Raw genomic sequence first — 13,526 nt, 5'->3', positions numbered from 1 at the left:
TCGACGAAGCAGCTATTTCTGTCCGTCAATGGACTTTAAAGTCTCGCGTAGAAGCTCGTAAATCGACTAGGAGGTTGCCCGCGACCACATTTTTCGGCCATAAGCCCCACAGCGGTCCCCCCTGTACGAGGACCGGCAAGCGGAGAGGACACGCATGGCATCGCTCTATTCCGACGCGCACCGGGCGCTGCAGGAGGAGTTCGGCACGACCAAGCTCGCGGTGCGCCTGGACGAGGACTGGGTCCACGAGCGCATTCAGCCGGATGAGGGCGCGTTCATCGGCTCCCGGGACATGTTCTTCCTGTCCACGGTCGATCCCGACGGGATGCCGACCGTCTCCTACAAGGGCGGCCCGCAGGGCTTCGTGAAGGTGCTCGACGAGAACACCCTCGTGTTCCCGGGCTTCGACGGCAACGGCATGTTCTACTCGATGGGCAACATCGAGGGGCAGGCCAAGGTCGGCCTGCTGTTCATCGATTTTGAGACCCCGCACCGGATCCGCGTCCAGGGCCACGCGACGCTGCTGCGCGACGACGCCCTGATGGCCGAATACACCGAGGCCAAGTACCTGGTGAAGGTCGCGGTGACGAAGATCTGGGTCAACTGCCCGCGCTACATCCACAAGTACCAGAAGCTCGCGCAGAACAAGTACGTCCCGACTCCCGGCCGCGAGACCCCGCTCGCCGCCTGGAAGCGCCTCGACCTCGCCGGCGACGTGATCAGCGACGCCGACAAGGCCCGGGTCGCCAAGGAGGGCAAGCTGGAAGTGTCCGAATACGAGGCCCTGGTCGCCCGCGGCGAGGCCTGAGCCGCTCGCCTACGGGGCCTTCGCCACGATGAACACCCGCGGGAAGGCGAGCAGGCGCCGCCCGTCGCCGCGGGGCGGGTAGCCGGCGTCGATCGCGGCCTCGTAGGCGGCCAGGAACCCGGCCGTCTGGTCCGGGTCCAGCGGGTCGAGGAACGGGCGCAGCCCGGTGGCGCTCACCCAGTCCACGATGGCGGCGGCATCCGCCATCGGGTGGTGATAGGCGGTGCGCCAAACATCCACCGCGGCGGCCAGCGGCGCCAACAGATCGTAATAGCCGGCCGGCTCCAGCATCCGGCCGAGCCGCCCGGCGACCGCCGGATCGCCGATCGCCCCGGCCCAGGGGCCGGCCGACGCGGTCTCGCGCATCAGGCGGTGCGACGGTTCGGCGAGGTTGTCGGGCATCTGCACGGCCAGCACGCCACCTGGGGCCAGGAGGCCGAACAGCCGGGGCAGCAGCGCCGGATGGTCGGGCAGCCATTGCAGCACCGCGTTGGCGTAGATCAGATCCGGCGCGCGCTCGGGCGCCCAGGTCGCGGCGTCGGCCAACGCGAAGGCGAGGCCGGGCAGGCGGGTCCGGGCGCTCTCCAGCATGGCCGGCGAGGTGTCGAGGCCGATCACCTCGGCCTCTGGGAAGCGCGCCGCGATCAGCGCCGTGGAATTGCCCGGCCCGCAGCCGAGGTCGTAGGCGAGGCGCGGGGCAGTGAGCGGGATCCGGGCCAGGAGTTCGGCCGCCGGGCGGGTGCGCTCGTCCTCGAAGCGGGTGTAGAGGGCGGGGTTCCAATCAGCCATCGCGATCGCCCATCCCCGGTTCTCAGCAGCCGAGCTGGTCGGCCAGATCCGCCAGGTCCCGGGCCGCGTAGGTGACCGGGACTGCAGGCCCCGCCTCGCCGCCGCCCGGCCCGTGCTCGTGCGGCCGGGCGATATGGGCGGTGGACAGGCCATGGCTCGCCGCCGCCGTGAGGTCGTTCGAATGGGCGGCGACCATCACGGTCTCCCCCGGGGCGAAGCCGAACGCCGCCACCGCATCGTGGTAGAGCGCGGGCTTGGGCTTGTAGTCGCGGGAATAGCCGGCGCCCAGGATCGCGTCGAAGAGCAGGCCGTTGCGCCGGGCGAGATCGGCCATCAGCCGGACGTGGCCGTTCGAGTTCGGCGCCAGGAGGTGTTTTTCGCGCAGCCGGCGCATGGCCTCCGGCACTTCGGGCCAGGCGTCGAGCCGGTGCCAGGCCTGGACCAGCTCCCGCCGCAGGTCCTCCGGGACGCCCGCGATACCGAATTGGGCCAGCACGTCGGGCAGCGATTCCGCCTGGAGCGTGTCGAGATCGACGAAGGGCCGCACGCCGGAACGCACGGTCTCCATCGAGGGGTTGTAGCGGGCCCGCCAGGCATCCGCGAAGGCCCCGGCATCGAGGCTCGGCGCGAAGGGCGCCAGCAGCCGCGCGGCCTCGCGGGCGACGCCGGAGCGCCAGTCGACCAGCGTCCCGAAGACGTCGAAGACCAGCGCCCGGACGGTCATCGCACAGTCTGAAGGCTGGGACCCCGGCGCACGAAGCCGACGATGTCCTTGACCGCATCCAGCGTCTGGGCCGCGATCGTCTCGGCCCGCCCCGCCCCGTCGGCCAGCACGGCGTCGATATGGCCCGGATCGGCGGTGAGACGGCGCATCTCCCCGGCGATCGGCCCGAGGCTCGTCACCGCGAGGTCGGCGAGCGCCGGCTTGAAGGCCGAGAACTGCGCCCCGCCGAAGTCGCGCAGCACGTCCTCGCGGGTGATCCCGGCCAAAGCCGCGTAGATCCCCACGAGGTTGTCTGCCTCCGGCCGGTCCTTCAGCCCGGCGATCTCGGAGGGCAGCGGCTCAGGGTCGGTCTTCGCCCGGCGGATCTTCTGGGCGATGGTATCGGCGTCGTCGGTGAGGTTGATCCGGGAATTGTCGGACGGGTCCGACTTCGACATTTTCTTCGATCCATCCCGCAGCGACATGACTCGCGCCGCCGGGCCGCCGATCAGCGGTTCGGTCACGGGGAAGAACGTCTCGCCGTGGCCGTGCGCCGCGATCGAGCTTCCGAAGTCGGTGTTGAACTTCTGGGCGATGTCCCGGGTCAGTTCCAGGTGCTGTTTCTGGTCCTCGCCCACGGGGACATGGGTCGCCCGGTAGGCCAGGATATCGGCCGCCATCAACACCGGATAATCGTAGAGGCCGATGGAGGCGTTCTCCCGGTCCTTGCCGGCCTTCTCCTTGAACTGGGTCATCCGGTTCAGCCAGCCGAGGCGGGCGACGCAGTTGAACACCCAAGCGAGTTCGGCGTGCTGCGGCACCTGGCTCTGGTTGAAGACGATGGATTGCGCGGGATCGATGCCGGCGGCCAGGAAGGCGGCCGTCACCTCGCGGATCTGGCCACGCAGGGCCTCCGGGTCCTGCCAGACGGTGATCGCGTGCAGGTCGACCACGCAGTACAGGCACTGCGCGTCGCGGGCCTGCATCTCCACGAAGCGCTTCACCGCCCCGAGATAGTTGCCGAGGTGCAGGTTGCCCGTGGGCTGGACGCCCGAGAAGACCAATTCGGTGAACGCGGCCATCGGCGCCGATCCTGAGCAGCAGACATGCCGGGGCTCCGCGCCGGCCGGGCGCGCGGTTACTCGCACCGCTGATGCGGACGGGTCAAGGAGTGTCGCGTGACCGGCTCTCGCGCCGGGGGGCGGGCGCCGACCCACGGCCCCGCGGTTCCGGAACGACCGCCGCGCCCCATCGGAATGCGCTGTGCGGCATCCGAGTACATGATATGAATTGGCGGGTTGAGTTGATTCGCTGTCTAGTTCTATCTGAATACAATATCTGGGGGACGCGATGCCATTCGCGCGCAGATTTCGCGGGGCCGCCGTGGCGTTCCTGACGATGCTGGCCGTTCCGGGGGCTCGGGCGCAGGCCACGCCCCCGGTCCAGGTCGATCAGGGCTCCCGCTGGGGCGACCGGGAGCGCCGGGCCTTCTACGTTCAGGATCAGGGCTCCGAACTGATGCCGCTCGCGTGGCTGAAAGCCCTGAAGCAGCGCGACGGGACACCGTTCCTCGCCGGGAGCCTGTCGCGCTACGGCTATCTGCCCAACCCCGACAGCCGCGACGATCTGCCGATCGGCTTCACCTTCGCCGGACCCGCCGGGGGCGAGATCGCGGGGATGAGCTGCGCCGCGTGTCACACCCGCGAGATCACCGTCGCCGGCAGGGCCTACCGGATCGACGGCGGCCCCGCGATCGTCGACTTTCAGACGCTCCTGAGCGATCTCGACGAATCCGTGGGCGCGGTCGTGGCCAGCGAGGCCGCGTTCCAGCCCTTCGCGCAGGCGGTGCTCGGCGCCGGGGCCGGTGAGCCCGGCGCGGTCCAGAACCTCCTCGTCGTCGCGCGGTCCTGGTACGACCGCTACCATACGCTGATGGCGCGGGCGCTGCCGACGACGCCCTGGGGGCCGTCGCGCCTCGATGCGGTCGGGATGATCTTCAACCGCGTCACGGGGCTCGACATCGGCCTGCCGCCCGGCACCATGATCCCGGACAACATCCGGGCGGCGGACGCCCCGGCACGCTATCCCTTCCTCTGGAACGCGCCGATCCAGGATCGGACCCAGTGGCCGGGCTTTGCCGCGAACGGCAACGACACCCTCGCCCTCTCCCGCAACCTCGGCGAGGTGCTCGGCGTGTTCGGTCGGTTCCATCCCCGTCCGGACGCGTTCAAGATCCTGACCGGATACGACTACCTCAGCGACAATTCGGCGAATTTCAACGGCCTGCGGCTGCTCGAGGACTCGGTCAAGGCGATCGGGCCGCCGCGCTGGCCCTGGAGCCTGCAGATGACCCTGGTTCGGCAGGGCGCGGCGATCTTCGCGCGGCCGGAATCCCAGGGCGGCTGCAAGAGTTGCCACGGGCCGGAGCCGGGCGCCCATTGGCCCCTCGAAGCGGAGACCTGGAAGACCCCCGTCAAGGATGTCGGCACCGATTCCCGCGAGCACGGGGTCATGCAATGGCGGGCCAAGAGCGGCATCCTGACCGGCGCCCAGATCCCCGTCGTCCAGTCGACACCGCTGCGGGCCGAGAACGAATGCAGCTTCAGCATCCTGGCCAATGCGGTGACCGGTTCGATCATCCAGAGCTTCCCACCGTTCCTGATCGCCGGGCCGCCCCCGATGCCCGGCATGGCCGCCCTACGCCTCGACATCCTGGCCTTGCCGCCGAAGCTGCGGCCCCTCGCCGAGGCGTTCCCCCAGGCCGCGACGGGGGACGGGAGCTGTGTCCCCGGTGTTCCGGCCGGGACCTACCCCTACGAGGCACGGGTGCTCGAAGGGATCTGGGCGGCCGCGCCCTACCTGCACAACGGCTCGGTGGCGACGCTCGCGGATCTCCTGAAGAAGCCCGATCAGCGCCGACAGGCCTTCAAGGTCGGGCCGAACTACGACATCGACGCCGTCGGCCTCGCGGAGGACCAGACGCTGTTCGACTACACGCTGAAGACGACGGATTGCACCGACCGGAATTCCGGCAACAGCCGATGCGGGCACGCGTACGGCACGGACCTCTCGGCCGACGAGAAGAAGGCGCTCCTCGAATACCTGAAGTCGCTCTGACGGCGCGCGGGCTCGCTCACGGCTCCCGCATCGCCGGCGCGCTCGGGCACAGGTCGACCAGGACGCAGCGCCCGCAGGCCGGCCGGCGGTGGTGGCAGACCTGCTGGCCGTGCAGCATCAGGATCTCGTGATTGTCGTAGAGATCCTGCGCGCTCCAAGCCGCCGGCAGCTGCGCCCGCAGGATCGCGTGTGCCGGGCCGACATCGACCCGCGGGCCGATCAGCCCGAGGCGCTGTGCGACCCGGTGGTGGTGGCTGTCGACCGGCAGGGCCGGCATCCGCAGGGTCGAGAACGACAGCACGGCCGCGCTGGTCTTCGGCCCGACCCCCGGGATCGCCTGCAGCCACGCCCGCGCGGCTTCCACATCCATGCCGGCCAGGAAGGCGAGATCGAGGGTGCCGCACCGGTCGCGCAGAGCGCGGAGTACGTCGCGGAGGCGCGGGGCCTTCAGTTCCGGCCAGGTCACGCCCGCGATGGCCGCCTCGATCTCCGGCACGTCGGCGTCGATGAGCGCCGCCCAGTCCGGAAACCGTGCGCGCAGGGCCTTGAAGGCACGCCCGGACTCGGCGTTGCGGGTCCGGTGCGACAGGAGCGAGGAGACGAGCTCGCTCACCGGATCGAGGCTGTGGAAGTACGGGATCGGGCAGCCATAGACCGGGGAGAGCCGCGCGTGGACGACGAGCGCCTTCTCGGCCAGCGCGGGATCCGCGACAGTGGAGGCCGCCTTGCGGCGCGGACGCGGGACGGTCTCGGTTCTAAGGTCGGCGGTTGGCATGCAGGGCGAATCCGCGAGCGGACGCCGCTGTTCCTGCCGGGGCGCAGCAGCGGCGATCTGTCCGATCAAGCCGCTCCGGTTCCGGCATCGGACGATCGTGAGCCGTGCATCTCCCTCCCCCTCCGCCCACGGCTACGATCGAAACCTGCGCAGTCCGTAGCTCGGCCGGGGAGGGAGGGCGCGCGGCCGCTCTTAACCGCAGCGCTTGTCGACGGGATAGCTCCATCACGCCGGAAGATCTGCCGAGACCTACTTCACCAGGGCGTAGATGTTCACGTCGAGGTTGTCGTCGGTGCTGTCGTTGAGGTCGGTGGCGTATTCCTCGACGAACCGGTCCTGCACCACGATGTCCTTGGCATCGAGATAGGCGGTCAGCGTCTCGTAGGTGCCGTCGATCGACTCGTAGGACCCCTTGTGGGCGAAGCGCAGGGCCTTGCCCGACGGGGTCGTGCCGAAGCGCAGCCCATCGGAATCCGCGGGCGCCGGGTTCGGCGCCGCCGCCACCGGGATCATCGCCTCGAACTCGAAGCCGTCATCGTCCGTACGGGTGAAGACCGCGAGCGGCCGGCCCGCCGGCGCGACGCCGAGCTTGGCTAGGTCCGCCTCGATCCGCGCGAAGGCCTGCTTCAGGCTCGGCACCGCCTCCTCCCACTTGGTCTTGCCCGAGAGGATCGCGGCCGGCTTGGCGGGCAGGGTCACCTCGTCGACATCGCCGGGATCGCCGGGCTTGTCGACCAGGGTCGGCCGGGCAGGTGTCCCCGCGGCGGCCTGGCCGGCGGGCGGGGGGGCGACCGATTGTTCCGGCGCGGGGGCCGCGCTCTTCCCCGGATCGGGCACCGGATTCGGTGCCGTCGTCGTGGGCAGCGGATTGGTCTGGGCCGGTGCCGGCGCGGTGGAGGGGGGCGGAGCGGCCTGCTGTGCGGCGAGCGGGCCGGCGGCGAGCATCAGGGCGGCCGAGAGGGCGACGAGCGGACGAAGGCGGATCACGGGGGCGCTCCGGTCGAGGCCCGGCGGAGGATCGCGCGAGCTCCCGCCGGCTAACCTAGTGGCGAAAGGGGAAACCCGCGAGGGCGCCGCGGACGAGAGCCGCGGGTGCGGCGCATCTGCCACGCCGCCGGACCCCTCGCGCCGGAGCGGTGCTTTTGCGATATAGCGGCCCCTCCCTCGCCCCGCGGGACCGCATGAGCGCACTCGCCCACAGACGCTTCCTGAAGATGCACGGCGCCGGCAACGCGATCGTGGTGCTGGACCTGCGTGGCTCCACCGCGTCGGTCCGTCCCGGGGAGGCGCGGGCGATCGCCCGGGATCCGGGCTCCAGCTTCGATCAGCTCATGGTGCTGCACGATCCCGTGAGCCCGGGCACGGACGCCTTCGTGCGGATCTACAACACCGACGGCTCGGAATCGGGGGCCTGTGGCAACGGCACCCGCTGCGTCGCCTACGCGATGCTCGACGATCCGGCCATGGCCCGCCCCGCCGAGGGCGGCCGGCTGACCCTTGAGACCGCCGCGGGTCTGCTCGGCGTGCGCCGCATCTCCGAGCGCGCCTTCACGGTCGATATGGGCCGGCCGCGGCTCGCCTGGGACGAGATCCCCCTGTCCGAGCCGTTCCCCGATACCCGGCGGATCGAACTTCAGGTTGGCCCGATCGACGATCCGATCCTGCACTCGCCGGGCGTCGTCAACATGGGCAATCCGCACGCGGTGTTCTTCGTGGAGGCCGACCCGGATTCCTACGACCTCGCCCGCATCGGCCCGATGCTGGAGAACCACCCGCGCTTCCCCGAGCGTGCCAACATCTCGATCGCGCAGGTCACCGGATACGAGGCGATCACGCTCCGCGTCTGGGAGCGCGGGGCCGGGCTGACGCTGGCCTGCGGCACCGCCGCCTGCGCCGCCGTCGTGGCGGCCTCGCGGCTCAGGATGATCGGCCGGCAGGCCTCCGTTACGCTCCCCGGCGGCGACCTGTTCGTGGAATGGCGCGCCGACGACCACGTCCTGATGACCGGCCCGGTCGCGCTCGTCGCCGAGGGGACCCTGGCGCCGGAGCTGTTCGCCGGCGCGGCCTGATGGCGGTCGAGACCCTCACCTTCGGGTGCCGCCTCAACACGGTCGAGTCCGAGGCTTTGAAGGTCCACGCGGCGGCGGACGGCCGCGACCGGGTGGTGGTGAACACCTGCGCGGTCACGGCCGAGGCCGGCCGGCAGGCCCGCAAGGCGATCCGCCGGATCGCCCGGGAGCGGCCGGGCACCGAGATCGTGGTCACCGGCTGCGGCGCCGAGGTCGAGACGGCGGCCTACGCGGCCATGCCCGAGGTCGCGCGCCTCGTCGGCAATGCCGAGAAGCTCCGGCCGGAGGGCTGGTCGACGGACGCCACCGGGCCGGGCGCCGTGATGGCGGCGCGTGCGGCCGAGCCGACGCGGATCTCGGCGATGGCCGGGCATACCCGGGCCTTCGTGCCCGTGCAGAATGGCTGCGACCATCGCTGCACCTTCTGTGTGATTCCCTTCGGCCGTGGCCCGTCCCGCTCGGTGCCGGTGGCCGATGTGGTTACCCAGGTCGAGACGATCGTGGCGCAGGGCGGCCGCGAAATCGTCCTCACCGGCGTCGATCTCACCGCCTACGGCCGCGACCTTCCCGGGGCGCCGCTGTCCCTCGGCGGCCTCGCGCGGCAGATCCTGCGGGCCGTGCCGGACCTCCCGCGCCTACGCCTCTCCTCCATCGACTCCGTGGAGGCGGACGACGCCCTGCTCGGCGCGATCGCCGAGGAGGCGCGGCTGATGCCGCATCTGCACCTGTCCCTCCAGGCCGGTGACGACCTGATCCTCAAACGCATGAAGCGTCGGCACAGCCGCGCCGACGCGATCCGGTTCTGCGAGACCGTGCGGCGGCTGCGCCCGGATATCGTGCTCGGTGCCGACCTGATCACAGGTTTTCCGACGGAGACCGAGGCGCAGTTCGCCCGCTCCCTCGACCTCGTGGCGGAATGCGGCCTGACCCACCTGCACGTCTTCCCGTACTCGCCCCGCCCCGGGACGCCGGCGGCGCGCATGCCGCCGGTGGCGCCGGACGCGATCCGGGATCGCGCGAGCCGCCTGCGCGCGGCCGGCGCCGACGCCCTACGCCGGCACCTCGATGGGCAGGTCGGGCGCCGGGTGACGGTCCTGGCCGAACGCGGCGGCATCGGCCGCAGCGCGGATTTCACGCCGGTGCGCCTCGCGGTCGAGACGCCCCCCGGGACGTTTCACGATGTCGGTATCGCTTCTCACGACGGCGCGCGGTTGATCGCGGCCTGAGGCTCCATCGCCGTCAGGGCGGCGGCGATGTGCGGCGGCGGCGGCGCGGTGACCGTGATCGCGTCCCGCTTCGGGTAGAGCGGGATCGTTAAGGTGCGCGCGTGCAGGTGAAGGCTGCCGCCGCGCGGGCCGCTTCCGTAGATCGGATCCCCGACGATCGGCCAGCCCGAGGCGGCGCAGTGGACCCGGAGCTGGTGCGTGCGGCCGGTGACCGGCTTCAGCTCCAGCCATGTCCGTCCCCCGGCGCGCCCGAGGACGCGCCAATGGGTCAGCGCCGGGTCGCCCGCCGGGTCGGCCTTCATCCACCAGGAGCGCGGGTCGTCCGAGCGGCGCGCCAGCGGCAGATCGATGCGGCCGCTCGCTTCCGCCGGGCCGCCCTCGACGAGCGCCCAATAGGTCTTGTCGACGGCGCTGCCGGAAAAGAGCTTGCCGAGCCGGGCCAGCGCCTTGGCGTGGCGGCCGAGCGCGAGGCAGCCGGAGGTGTCCCGGTCGAGCCTGTGCGCGGCCTCGGGGCGGCGCGGCAGGCCGAACCGCAGGGCGTCGAGATGGTCGGTCAGCGTCTCGCCGCCGCGGGGCCCGGGATGGACCGGCAGGCCCGCCGGCTTGTCGATGACGAGCAGCAGGGCATCGCGGTAGAGGAGGCGGGCGCCTATGTCGAAGGCGTTGGGCATCCGGATCGGCTAGAGGGTCGGCGCCGGGTCGGCAAGGTGGGGCGAGGACGAGGTTTCATGGCGAGCGAGGACAAGCCCGGCTGGTTCGGACGCCTGTTCGGGCGCAAGGGCCCGGACGCGGCCGAGGAGAAGCCCGAGGCGGACCTGCCCGCGGAGGCGGCCTCGCCCTCCGAGGGCCAGCCCGACTTCGCCACCGGCGCGGAGGATGTCGCGCATCTCCCGATGCCGCACGAGGAGAACGCGGCCCCGCTCCCGGACGTGGTCGAGGGTGCGGATCTGCTGCCGATCGCGGGCGAACCCGAGCATCCACCCGCCGGTACGGCCGGCGACGCCCCCGAGCACGGGGCCGACCCGGTCGACACCGGCGACGCGGCCCGGGAGCCGGCTGTGGAGCCCGCCCCCGACATCCAGCCCGTCGACAGCGCCGCGGCGCTCGCCCACGATGCCGGCGCGGGGCCCGACCGCGAGCCGGAGGCCAAGGGCTGGTGGAACCGGCTCACCTCCGGGATGAAGCGGACCTCCTCGGCGCTCTCCGAGCGGGTCACGGGCCTGTTCACCAAGCGCAAGCTCGACGCCACGACCCTCGAGGATCTGGAGGATGCCCTGATCCAGGCCGATTTCGGCCTCGAGACCGCGATGCGGATCTCGGAGGCGGTGGGCAAGGGCCGCTACGAGAAGGGCATCTCCCCCGACGAGGTGCGGGTGATCCTGGCGACGGAGGTCGAGCGGGCGCTGGAGCCGGTGGCGGTGCCCCTCACCGTCGACACGGCGAGAAAACCGTTCGTGATCCTCACGGTCGGGGTGAACGGGGCCGGCAAGACCACGACGCTCGGCAAGCTCGCCTCGAAGCTGCGGGCGGAGGGGCGGACCGTGATGCTGGCGGCCGGTGACACGTTCCGGGCGGCGGCGGTCGAGCAGCTCAAGGTCTGGGGGGCGTGTACCGGCACGCCGGTGGTGAGCGGCGCTCAGGGCGCTGACGCCGCCGGGCTCGCCTTCGACGCCCTCAAGCAGGCGGGCGCCGCCGGAACCGATGTGCTCCTGATCGACACCGCCGGCCGGCTCCAGAATAAGGCCGGGCTGATGGCGGAGCTGGAGAAGATCGTGCGCGTGCTGCGCAAGCAGGATCCCGACGCCCCGCACGCGACGCTCCTCGTCCTTGACGCCACGGTCGGCCAGAACGCCCTCTCGCAGGTGGAGCTGTTCTCGCAGGCCGCGCCGGTGTCGGGGCTGGTGATGACCAAGCTCGACGGCACCGCCCGGGGCGGCATCCTGGTGGCGCTGGCGGCCAAGTTCGGCCTGCCGGTGCATTTCATCGGCGTCGGCGAGGGTGTGGAGGATCTGGAGCCGTTCGCGGCCCGGGACTTCGCCCGGGCGATCGCCGGGCTGGAGAAGGATTAGGCAACCGCCCGCAGCACGTCCGTCCGGGCGAAGTCCTCGCCCTTGGACAGGAGCGGCGCGTTGAGCGACCGGGCGAGCGCGTAGGCGAAACAATCGCCGAAGTTGAGGCCGGCCGGATGCCGACCCTTGCCGTAACGGGCAAAGGCGTCGGCGGCGATCTGAGCGAGTCTGTGGTCGACGGGCAGTACCGTGATGCCGCGCGCGACAATCCAGTCGTCGAGCACCATGCGTCCCCTCGGCACGCGCGAGGCGACGATCGCACATTCCAGATAGGTCGCCGCTGCCATCGCGGGAGCTGTTGCGAGTGCCAATACGCCGGAGATTTGCTCAGCGTCGGGTTCCCGACGCAGGATCGCGATGAAGGCCGACGAGTCGACGACGATCACGTCGGGAGACCCTGCTCGTCATACGCCAGGATCTCATCGATCGGCCGCGGATCCGCGAGCGGACTGGCGTTAAGGCCACGGCGCATCGCCTCATCGGCCGCCAATCCCTGGGCGATGCGGCGTCCCCCGTCATCTCTCAGCCGCTTCCGCTCACGCCTGAGCAACGCCAGCAGCAGGTCCGGCGCCGGCTGTCGGGTCTCCGCCGCGAGGTCGGTGAGCAGCGCCTCGACCTCGGCGTTCTCGATGATGATGGACATCGCGCGCCCCGCGTTACACACACCCCGACGAATCCAGTCCGGTGCCGCAGCCTAGCGCGGGCGCCGCATCCGAGCCAACCAGAGCGCATGCAGATCGAATCCGTCCCCCCGCGCCGCCATCTGGCGCCCCTCGTGAAGCTGGCGCTGGAGCTCGGGCCCCTGGTGCTGTTCTTCCTGGGCAACGCCTACTCGGAAAAATTCGGCGTGGCCCCGGACCAGAAGCTGTTCGTGGCCACCGGCGTGTTCATCGCGGCGACGGTGGTGGCGCTGGCGATCCATTACGTCCTGATGCGGCGCCTGCCGATCATGCCGCTCGTGTCCGGCGCCGTGGTGGTGGTGTTCGGCGGTCTGACCGTGGCGCTGCAGGACAAGACCTTCATCATGGTCAAGCCGACCATCGTGAACGCCCTGTTCGGCGCCGTGCTGCTCGGCGGCCTCGCCTTCGGACGGCCGCTCCTGTCGGTGGTGCTCGATTCGATGTTCAGCCTCACCGAGGAGGGCTGGCGGAAACTCACCCTCCGCTGGGGCCTGTTCTTCTTCGTCCTGGCGGCCTTGAACGAGGTCGTGTGGCGTACCCAGACCGAGGATTTCTGGGTCAACTTCAAAGTGTTCGGCATCATGCCGCTCACCGTGCTGTTCGCCCTCGCGCAGACGCCGCTCCTCACCCGCTACGAGCGCAAGGATCCGCAGCCGGGCGCTTAGAGCCGGTTCCGATCGCTCTGCAATCGCAGCCGGTTCTCAGCCTTTGTTGTGACGCGCTCTCTCGCGCCGAACCCGTGCCCAATCCGGCGGAGAGCGCTCAAGGCGCTACTGCGCCGCCGCGACCTTGCCGGCGGCCCGGATCCGCGTGAGCACGCTGGCGAAATTCTCGGGCGTGAGGATCCCCACCAGCTTGTCGCGGATCACGCCGTCCGGCCCGATGATGAAGGTTTCGGGCACGCCGTAGACGCCGAAATCGATCGCCGCGCGCCCGCTGGCATCGGCTCCCACCGCGCTGAACGGCACGCCGTGCCGGGCCAGGAAGCGCTGTCCGGCCTCCGGGCTCGGCTCCTTGTAGTCGATGCCGACGAGGCGGATGCCGGGCTCGCGGGCGAGCCGCATCAGCATCGGGTGCTCCACCTGGCAGGGGGCGCACCACGAGGCGAAGACGTTCACCACCGTGATCTGCCCCTTCAGGTCCGCGCTCGACAGGCCCGGTACCGCCGCGCCCGAAGCGGCGAGCCCCGGCACGGCGGGCAGGTCGAAGCGCGGCACCGGCCTGCCGATCATCGCGGAGGGCAGGGCGGCCGGGTCGACCCCGGAGCGCAGGCGCAGGAACAGCACGGCC

15 protein-coding genes are annotated in these 13,526 nt (G+C 71.0%); 6 read left to right on the top strand and 9 right to left on the bottom strand.

All coding sequences use genetic code 11. From position 1 onward, the window contains the following. Positions 1-154 precede the first annotated feature (154 nt). The gene (locus MKK69_RS27110) at positions 155-808 is read left to right on the top strand and encodes a pyridoxamine 5'-phosphate oxidase family protein (RefSeq protein ID WP_243973162.1); all 654 of its coding nucleotides are present in this window, start codon (positions 155-157) and stop codon (positions 806-808) included. 9 nt (positions 809-817) lie between these two features. On the opposite strand, the gene tam is transcribed toward MKK69_RS27110, so the two are convergent. Genes tam through trpS form a run of 3 tightly spaced genes read right to left on the bottom strand, consistent with a single transcriptional unit; the run spans position 818 to position 3,382 of the window. Continuing rightward, entirely contained in the window at positions 818-1,597 is a 780-nt protein-coding gene (gene tam, locus MKK69_RS27105; RefSeq protein WP_243973160.1) for a trans-aconitate 2-methyltransferase, read from the bottom strand. 22 nt (positions 1,598-1,619) lie between these two features. Continuing rightward, positions 1,620-2,321, bottom strand: coding sequence for a haloacid dehalogenase type II (locus MKK69_RS27100; RefSeq protein WP_243973158.1), 702 nt, complete (start codon positions 2,319-2,321; stop codon positions 1,620-1,622). Beyond that, positions 2,318-3,382, bottom strand: coding sequence for a tryptophan--tRNA ligase (gene trpS, locus MKK69_RS27095; RefSeq protein WP_243973156.1), 1,065 nt, complete (start codon positions 3,380-3,382; stop codon positions 2,318-2,320). Before trpS ends, MKK69_RS27100 begins: the two co-directional genes overlap by 4 nt. 268 nt (positions 3,383-3,650) lie before the next feature. On the opposite strand from trpS, the gene MKK69_RS27090 reads away from it, so the two are divergent. Then, positions 3,651-5,417: a di-heme-cytochrome C peroxidase gene (locus MKK69_RS27090; RefSeq protein WP_279598648.1), complete on the top strand. Its 1,767-nt coding sequence runs from the start codon at positions 3,651-3,653 to the stop codon at positions 5,415-5,417. A 16-nt stretch (positions 5,418-5,433) separates the two neighbouring features. On the opposite strand, the gene nth is transcribed toward MKK69_RS27090, so the two are convergent. Both nth and MKK69_RS27080 read right to left on the bottom strand, forming a co-directional pair. Further along, a complete protein-coding gene (nth, locus tag MKK69_RS27085; protein ID WP_243973155.1) occupies positions 5,434-6,192 on the bottom strand; it encodes an endonuclease III domain-containing protein in 759 nt (252 codons plus the stop codon). A 249-nt stretch (positions 6,193-6,441) separates the two neighbouring features. Continuing rightward, positions 6,442-7,179, bottom strand: coding sequence for a GyrI-like domain-containing protein (locus tag MKK69_RS27080; RefSeq protein ID WP_243973153.1), 738 nt, complete (start codon positions 7,177-7,179; stop codon positions 6,442-6,444). A 194-nt stretch (positions 7,180-7,373) separates the two neighbouring features. On the opposite strand from MKK69_RS27080, the gene dapF reads away from it, so the two are divergent. Continuing rightward, entirely contained in the window at positions 7,374-8,261 is an 888-nt protein-coding gene (gene dapF, locus MKK69_RS27075) for a diaminopimelate epimerase (protein ID WP_243973151.1), read from the top strand. Then, positions 8,261-9,487: a tRNA (N(6)-L-threonylcarbamoyladenosine(37)-C(2))-methylthiotransferase MtaB gene (mtaB, locus tag MKK69_RS27070; protein ID WP_243973149.1), complete on the top strand. Its 1,227-nt coding sequence runs from the start codon at positions 8,261-8,263 to the stop codon at positions 9,485-9,487. Before dapF ends, mtaB begins: the two co-directional genes overlap by 1 nt. On the opposite strand, the gene MKK69_RS27065 is transcribed toward mtaB, so the two are convergent. Continuing rightward, positions 9,457-10,158, bottom strand: coding sequence for an RluA family pseudouridine synthase (locus tag MKK69_RS27065; RefSeq protein ID WP_243973147.1), 702 nt, complete (start codon positions 10,156-10,158; stop codon positions 9,457-9,459). The genes mtaB and MKK69_RS27065 overlap by 31 nt on opposite strands. Positions 10,159-10,215: 57 nt before the next feature. Between MKK69_RS27065 and ftsY the strand changes: the two genes are divergently transcribed. Continuing rightward, a complete protein-coding gene (gene ftsY / locus MKK69_RS27060; RefSeq protein ID WP_243973145.1) occupies positions 10,216-11,556 on the top strand; it encodes a signal recognition particle-docking protein FtsY in 1,341 nt (446 codons plus the stop codon). On the opposite strand, the gene MKK69_RS27055 is transcribed toward ftsY, so the two are convergent. Both MKK69_RS27055 and MKK69_RS27050 read right to left on the bottom strand, forming a co-directional pair. Next, positions 11,553-11,942: a type II toxin-antitoxin system VapC family toxin gene (locus tag MKK69_RS27055; protein WP_243973137.1), complete on the bottom strand. Its 390-nt coding sequence runs from the start codon at positions 11,940-11,942 to the stop codon at positions 11,553-11,555. The genes ftsY and MKK69_RS27055 overlap by 4 nt on opposite strands. Next, the gene (locus MKK69_RS27050; RefSeq protein WP_243973135.1) at positions 11,939-12,199 is read right to left on the bottom strand and encodes a type II toxin-antitoxin system VapB family antitoxin; all 261 of its coding nucleotides are present in this window, start codon (positions 12,197-12,199) and stop codon (positions 11,939-11,941) included. Before MKK69_RS27050 ends, MKK69_RS27055 begins: the two co-directional genes overlap by 4 nt. Positions 12,200-12,286: 87 nt before the next feature. Between MKK69_RS27050 and MKK69_RS27045 the strand changes: the two genes are divergently transcribed. Next, the gene (locus MKK69_RS27045; RefSeq protein ID WP_243973133.1) at positions 12,287-12,901 is read left to right on the top strand and encodes a septation protein A; all 615 of its coding nucleotides are present in this window, start codon (positions 12,287-12,289) and stop codon (positions 12,899-12,901) included. Positions 12,902-13,006: 105 nt separating this feature from the next. On the opposite strand, the gene MKK69_RS27040 is transcribed toward MKK69_RS27045, so the two are convergent. Next, positions 13,007-13,526 (bottom strand): DsbE family thiol:disulfide interchange protein (locus MKK69_RS27040; RefSeq protein ID WP_243973131.1); only part of this gene is annotated, 520 nt, incomplete at its 5' end.

Source organism: Methylobacterium sp. J-026 (assembly GCF_022829585.1).
In the GTDB taxonomy this organism is placed as follows: Bacteria; Pseudomonadota; Alphaproteobacteria; order Rhizobiales; family Beijerinckiaceae; genus Methylobacterium.
This window is presented reverse-complemented; position numbering and strand designations above follow the sequence as displayed.

Excerpts from the sequence above, each read along its gene's own strand:
- MKK69_RS27090 (WP_279598648.1), top strand. The coding sequence starts at position 3,651 with ATGCCATTCGCGCGCAGATTTCGCGGGGCCGCCGTGGCGTTCCTGACG.
- dapF (WP_243973151.1), top strand. The coding sequence starts at position 7,374 with ATGAGCGCACTCGCCCACAGACGCTTCCTGAAGATGCACGGCGCCGGC.
- MKK69_RS27050 (WP_243973135.1), bottom strand. The coding sequence starts at position 12,199 with ATGTCCATCATCATCGAGAACGCCGAGGTCGAGGCGCTGCTCACCGAC.
- mtaB (WP_243973149.1), top strand. The coding sequence starts at position 8,261 with ATGGCGGTCGAGACCCTCACCTTCGGGTGCCGCCTCAACACGGTCGAG.
- MKK69_RS27100 (WP_243973158.1), bottom strand. The coding sequence starts at position 2,321 with ATGACCGTCCGGGCGCTGGTCTTCGACGTCTTCGGGACGCTGGTCGAC.
- MKK69_RS27110 (WP_243973162.1), top strand. The coding sequence starts at position 155 with ATGGCATCGCTCTATTCCGACGCGCACCGGGCGCTGCAGGAGGAGTTC.
- tam (WP_243973160.1), bottom strand. The coding sequence starts at position 1,597 with ATGGCTGATTGGAACCCCGCCCTCTACACCCGCTTCGAGGACGAGCGC.
- MKK69_RS27065 (WP_243973147.1), bottom strand. The coding sequence starts at position 10,158 with ATGCCCAACGCCTTCGACATAGGCGCCCGCCTCCTCTACCGCGATGCC.
- trpS (WP_243973156.1), bottom strand. The coding sequence starts at position 3,382 with ATGGCCGCGTTCACCGAATTGGTCTTCTCGGGCGTCCAGCCCACGGGC.
- MKK69_RS27045 (WP_243973133.1), top strand. The coding sequence starts at position 12,287 with ATGCAGATCGAATCCGTCCCCCCGCGCCGCCATCTGGCGCCCCTCGTG.
- ftsY (WP_243973145.1), top strand. The coding sequence starts at position 10,216 with ATGGCGAGCGAGGACAAGCCCGGCTGGTTCGGACGCCTGTTCGGGCGC.
- nth (WP_243973155.1), bottom strand. The coding sequence starts at position 6,192 with ATGCCAACCGCCGACCTTAGAACCGAGACCGTCCCGCGTCCGCGCCGC.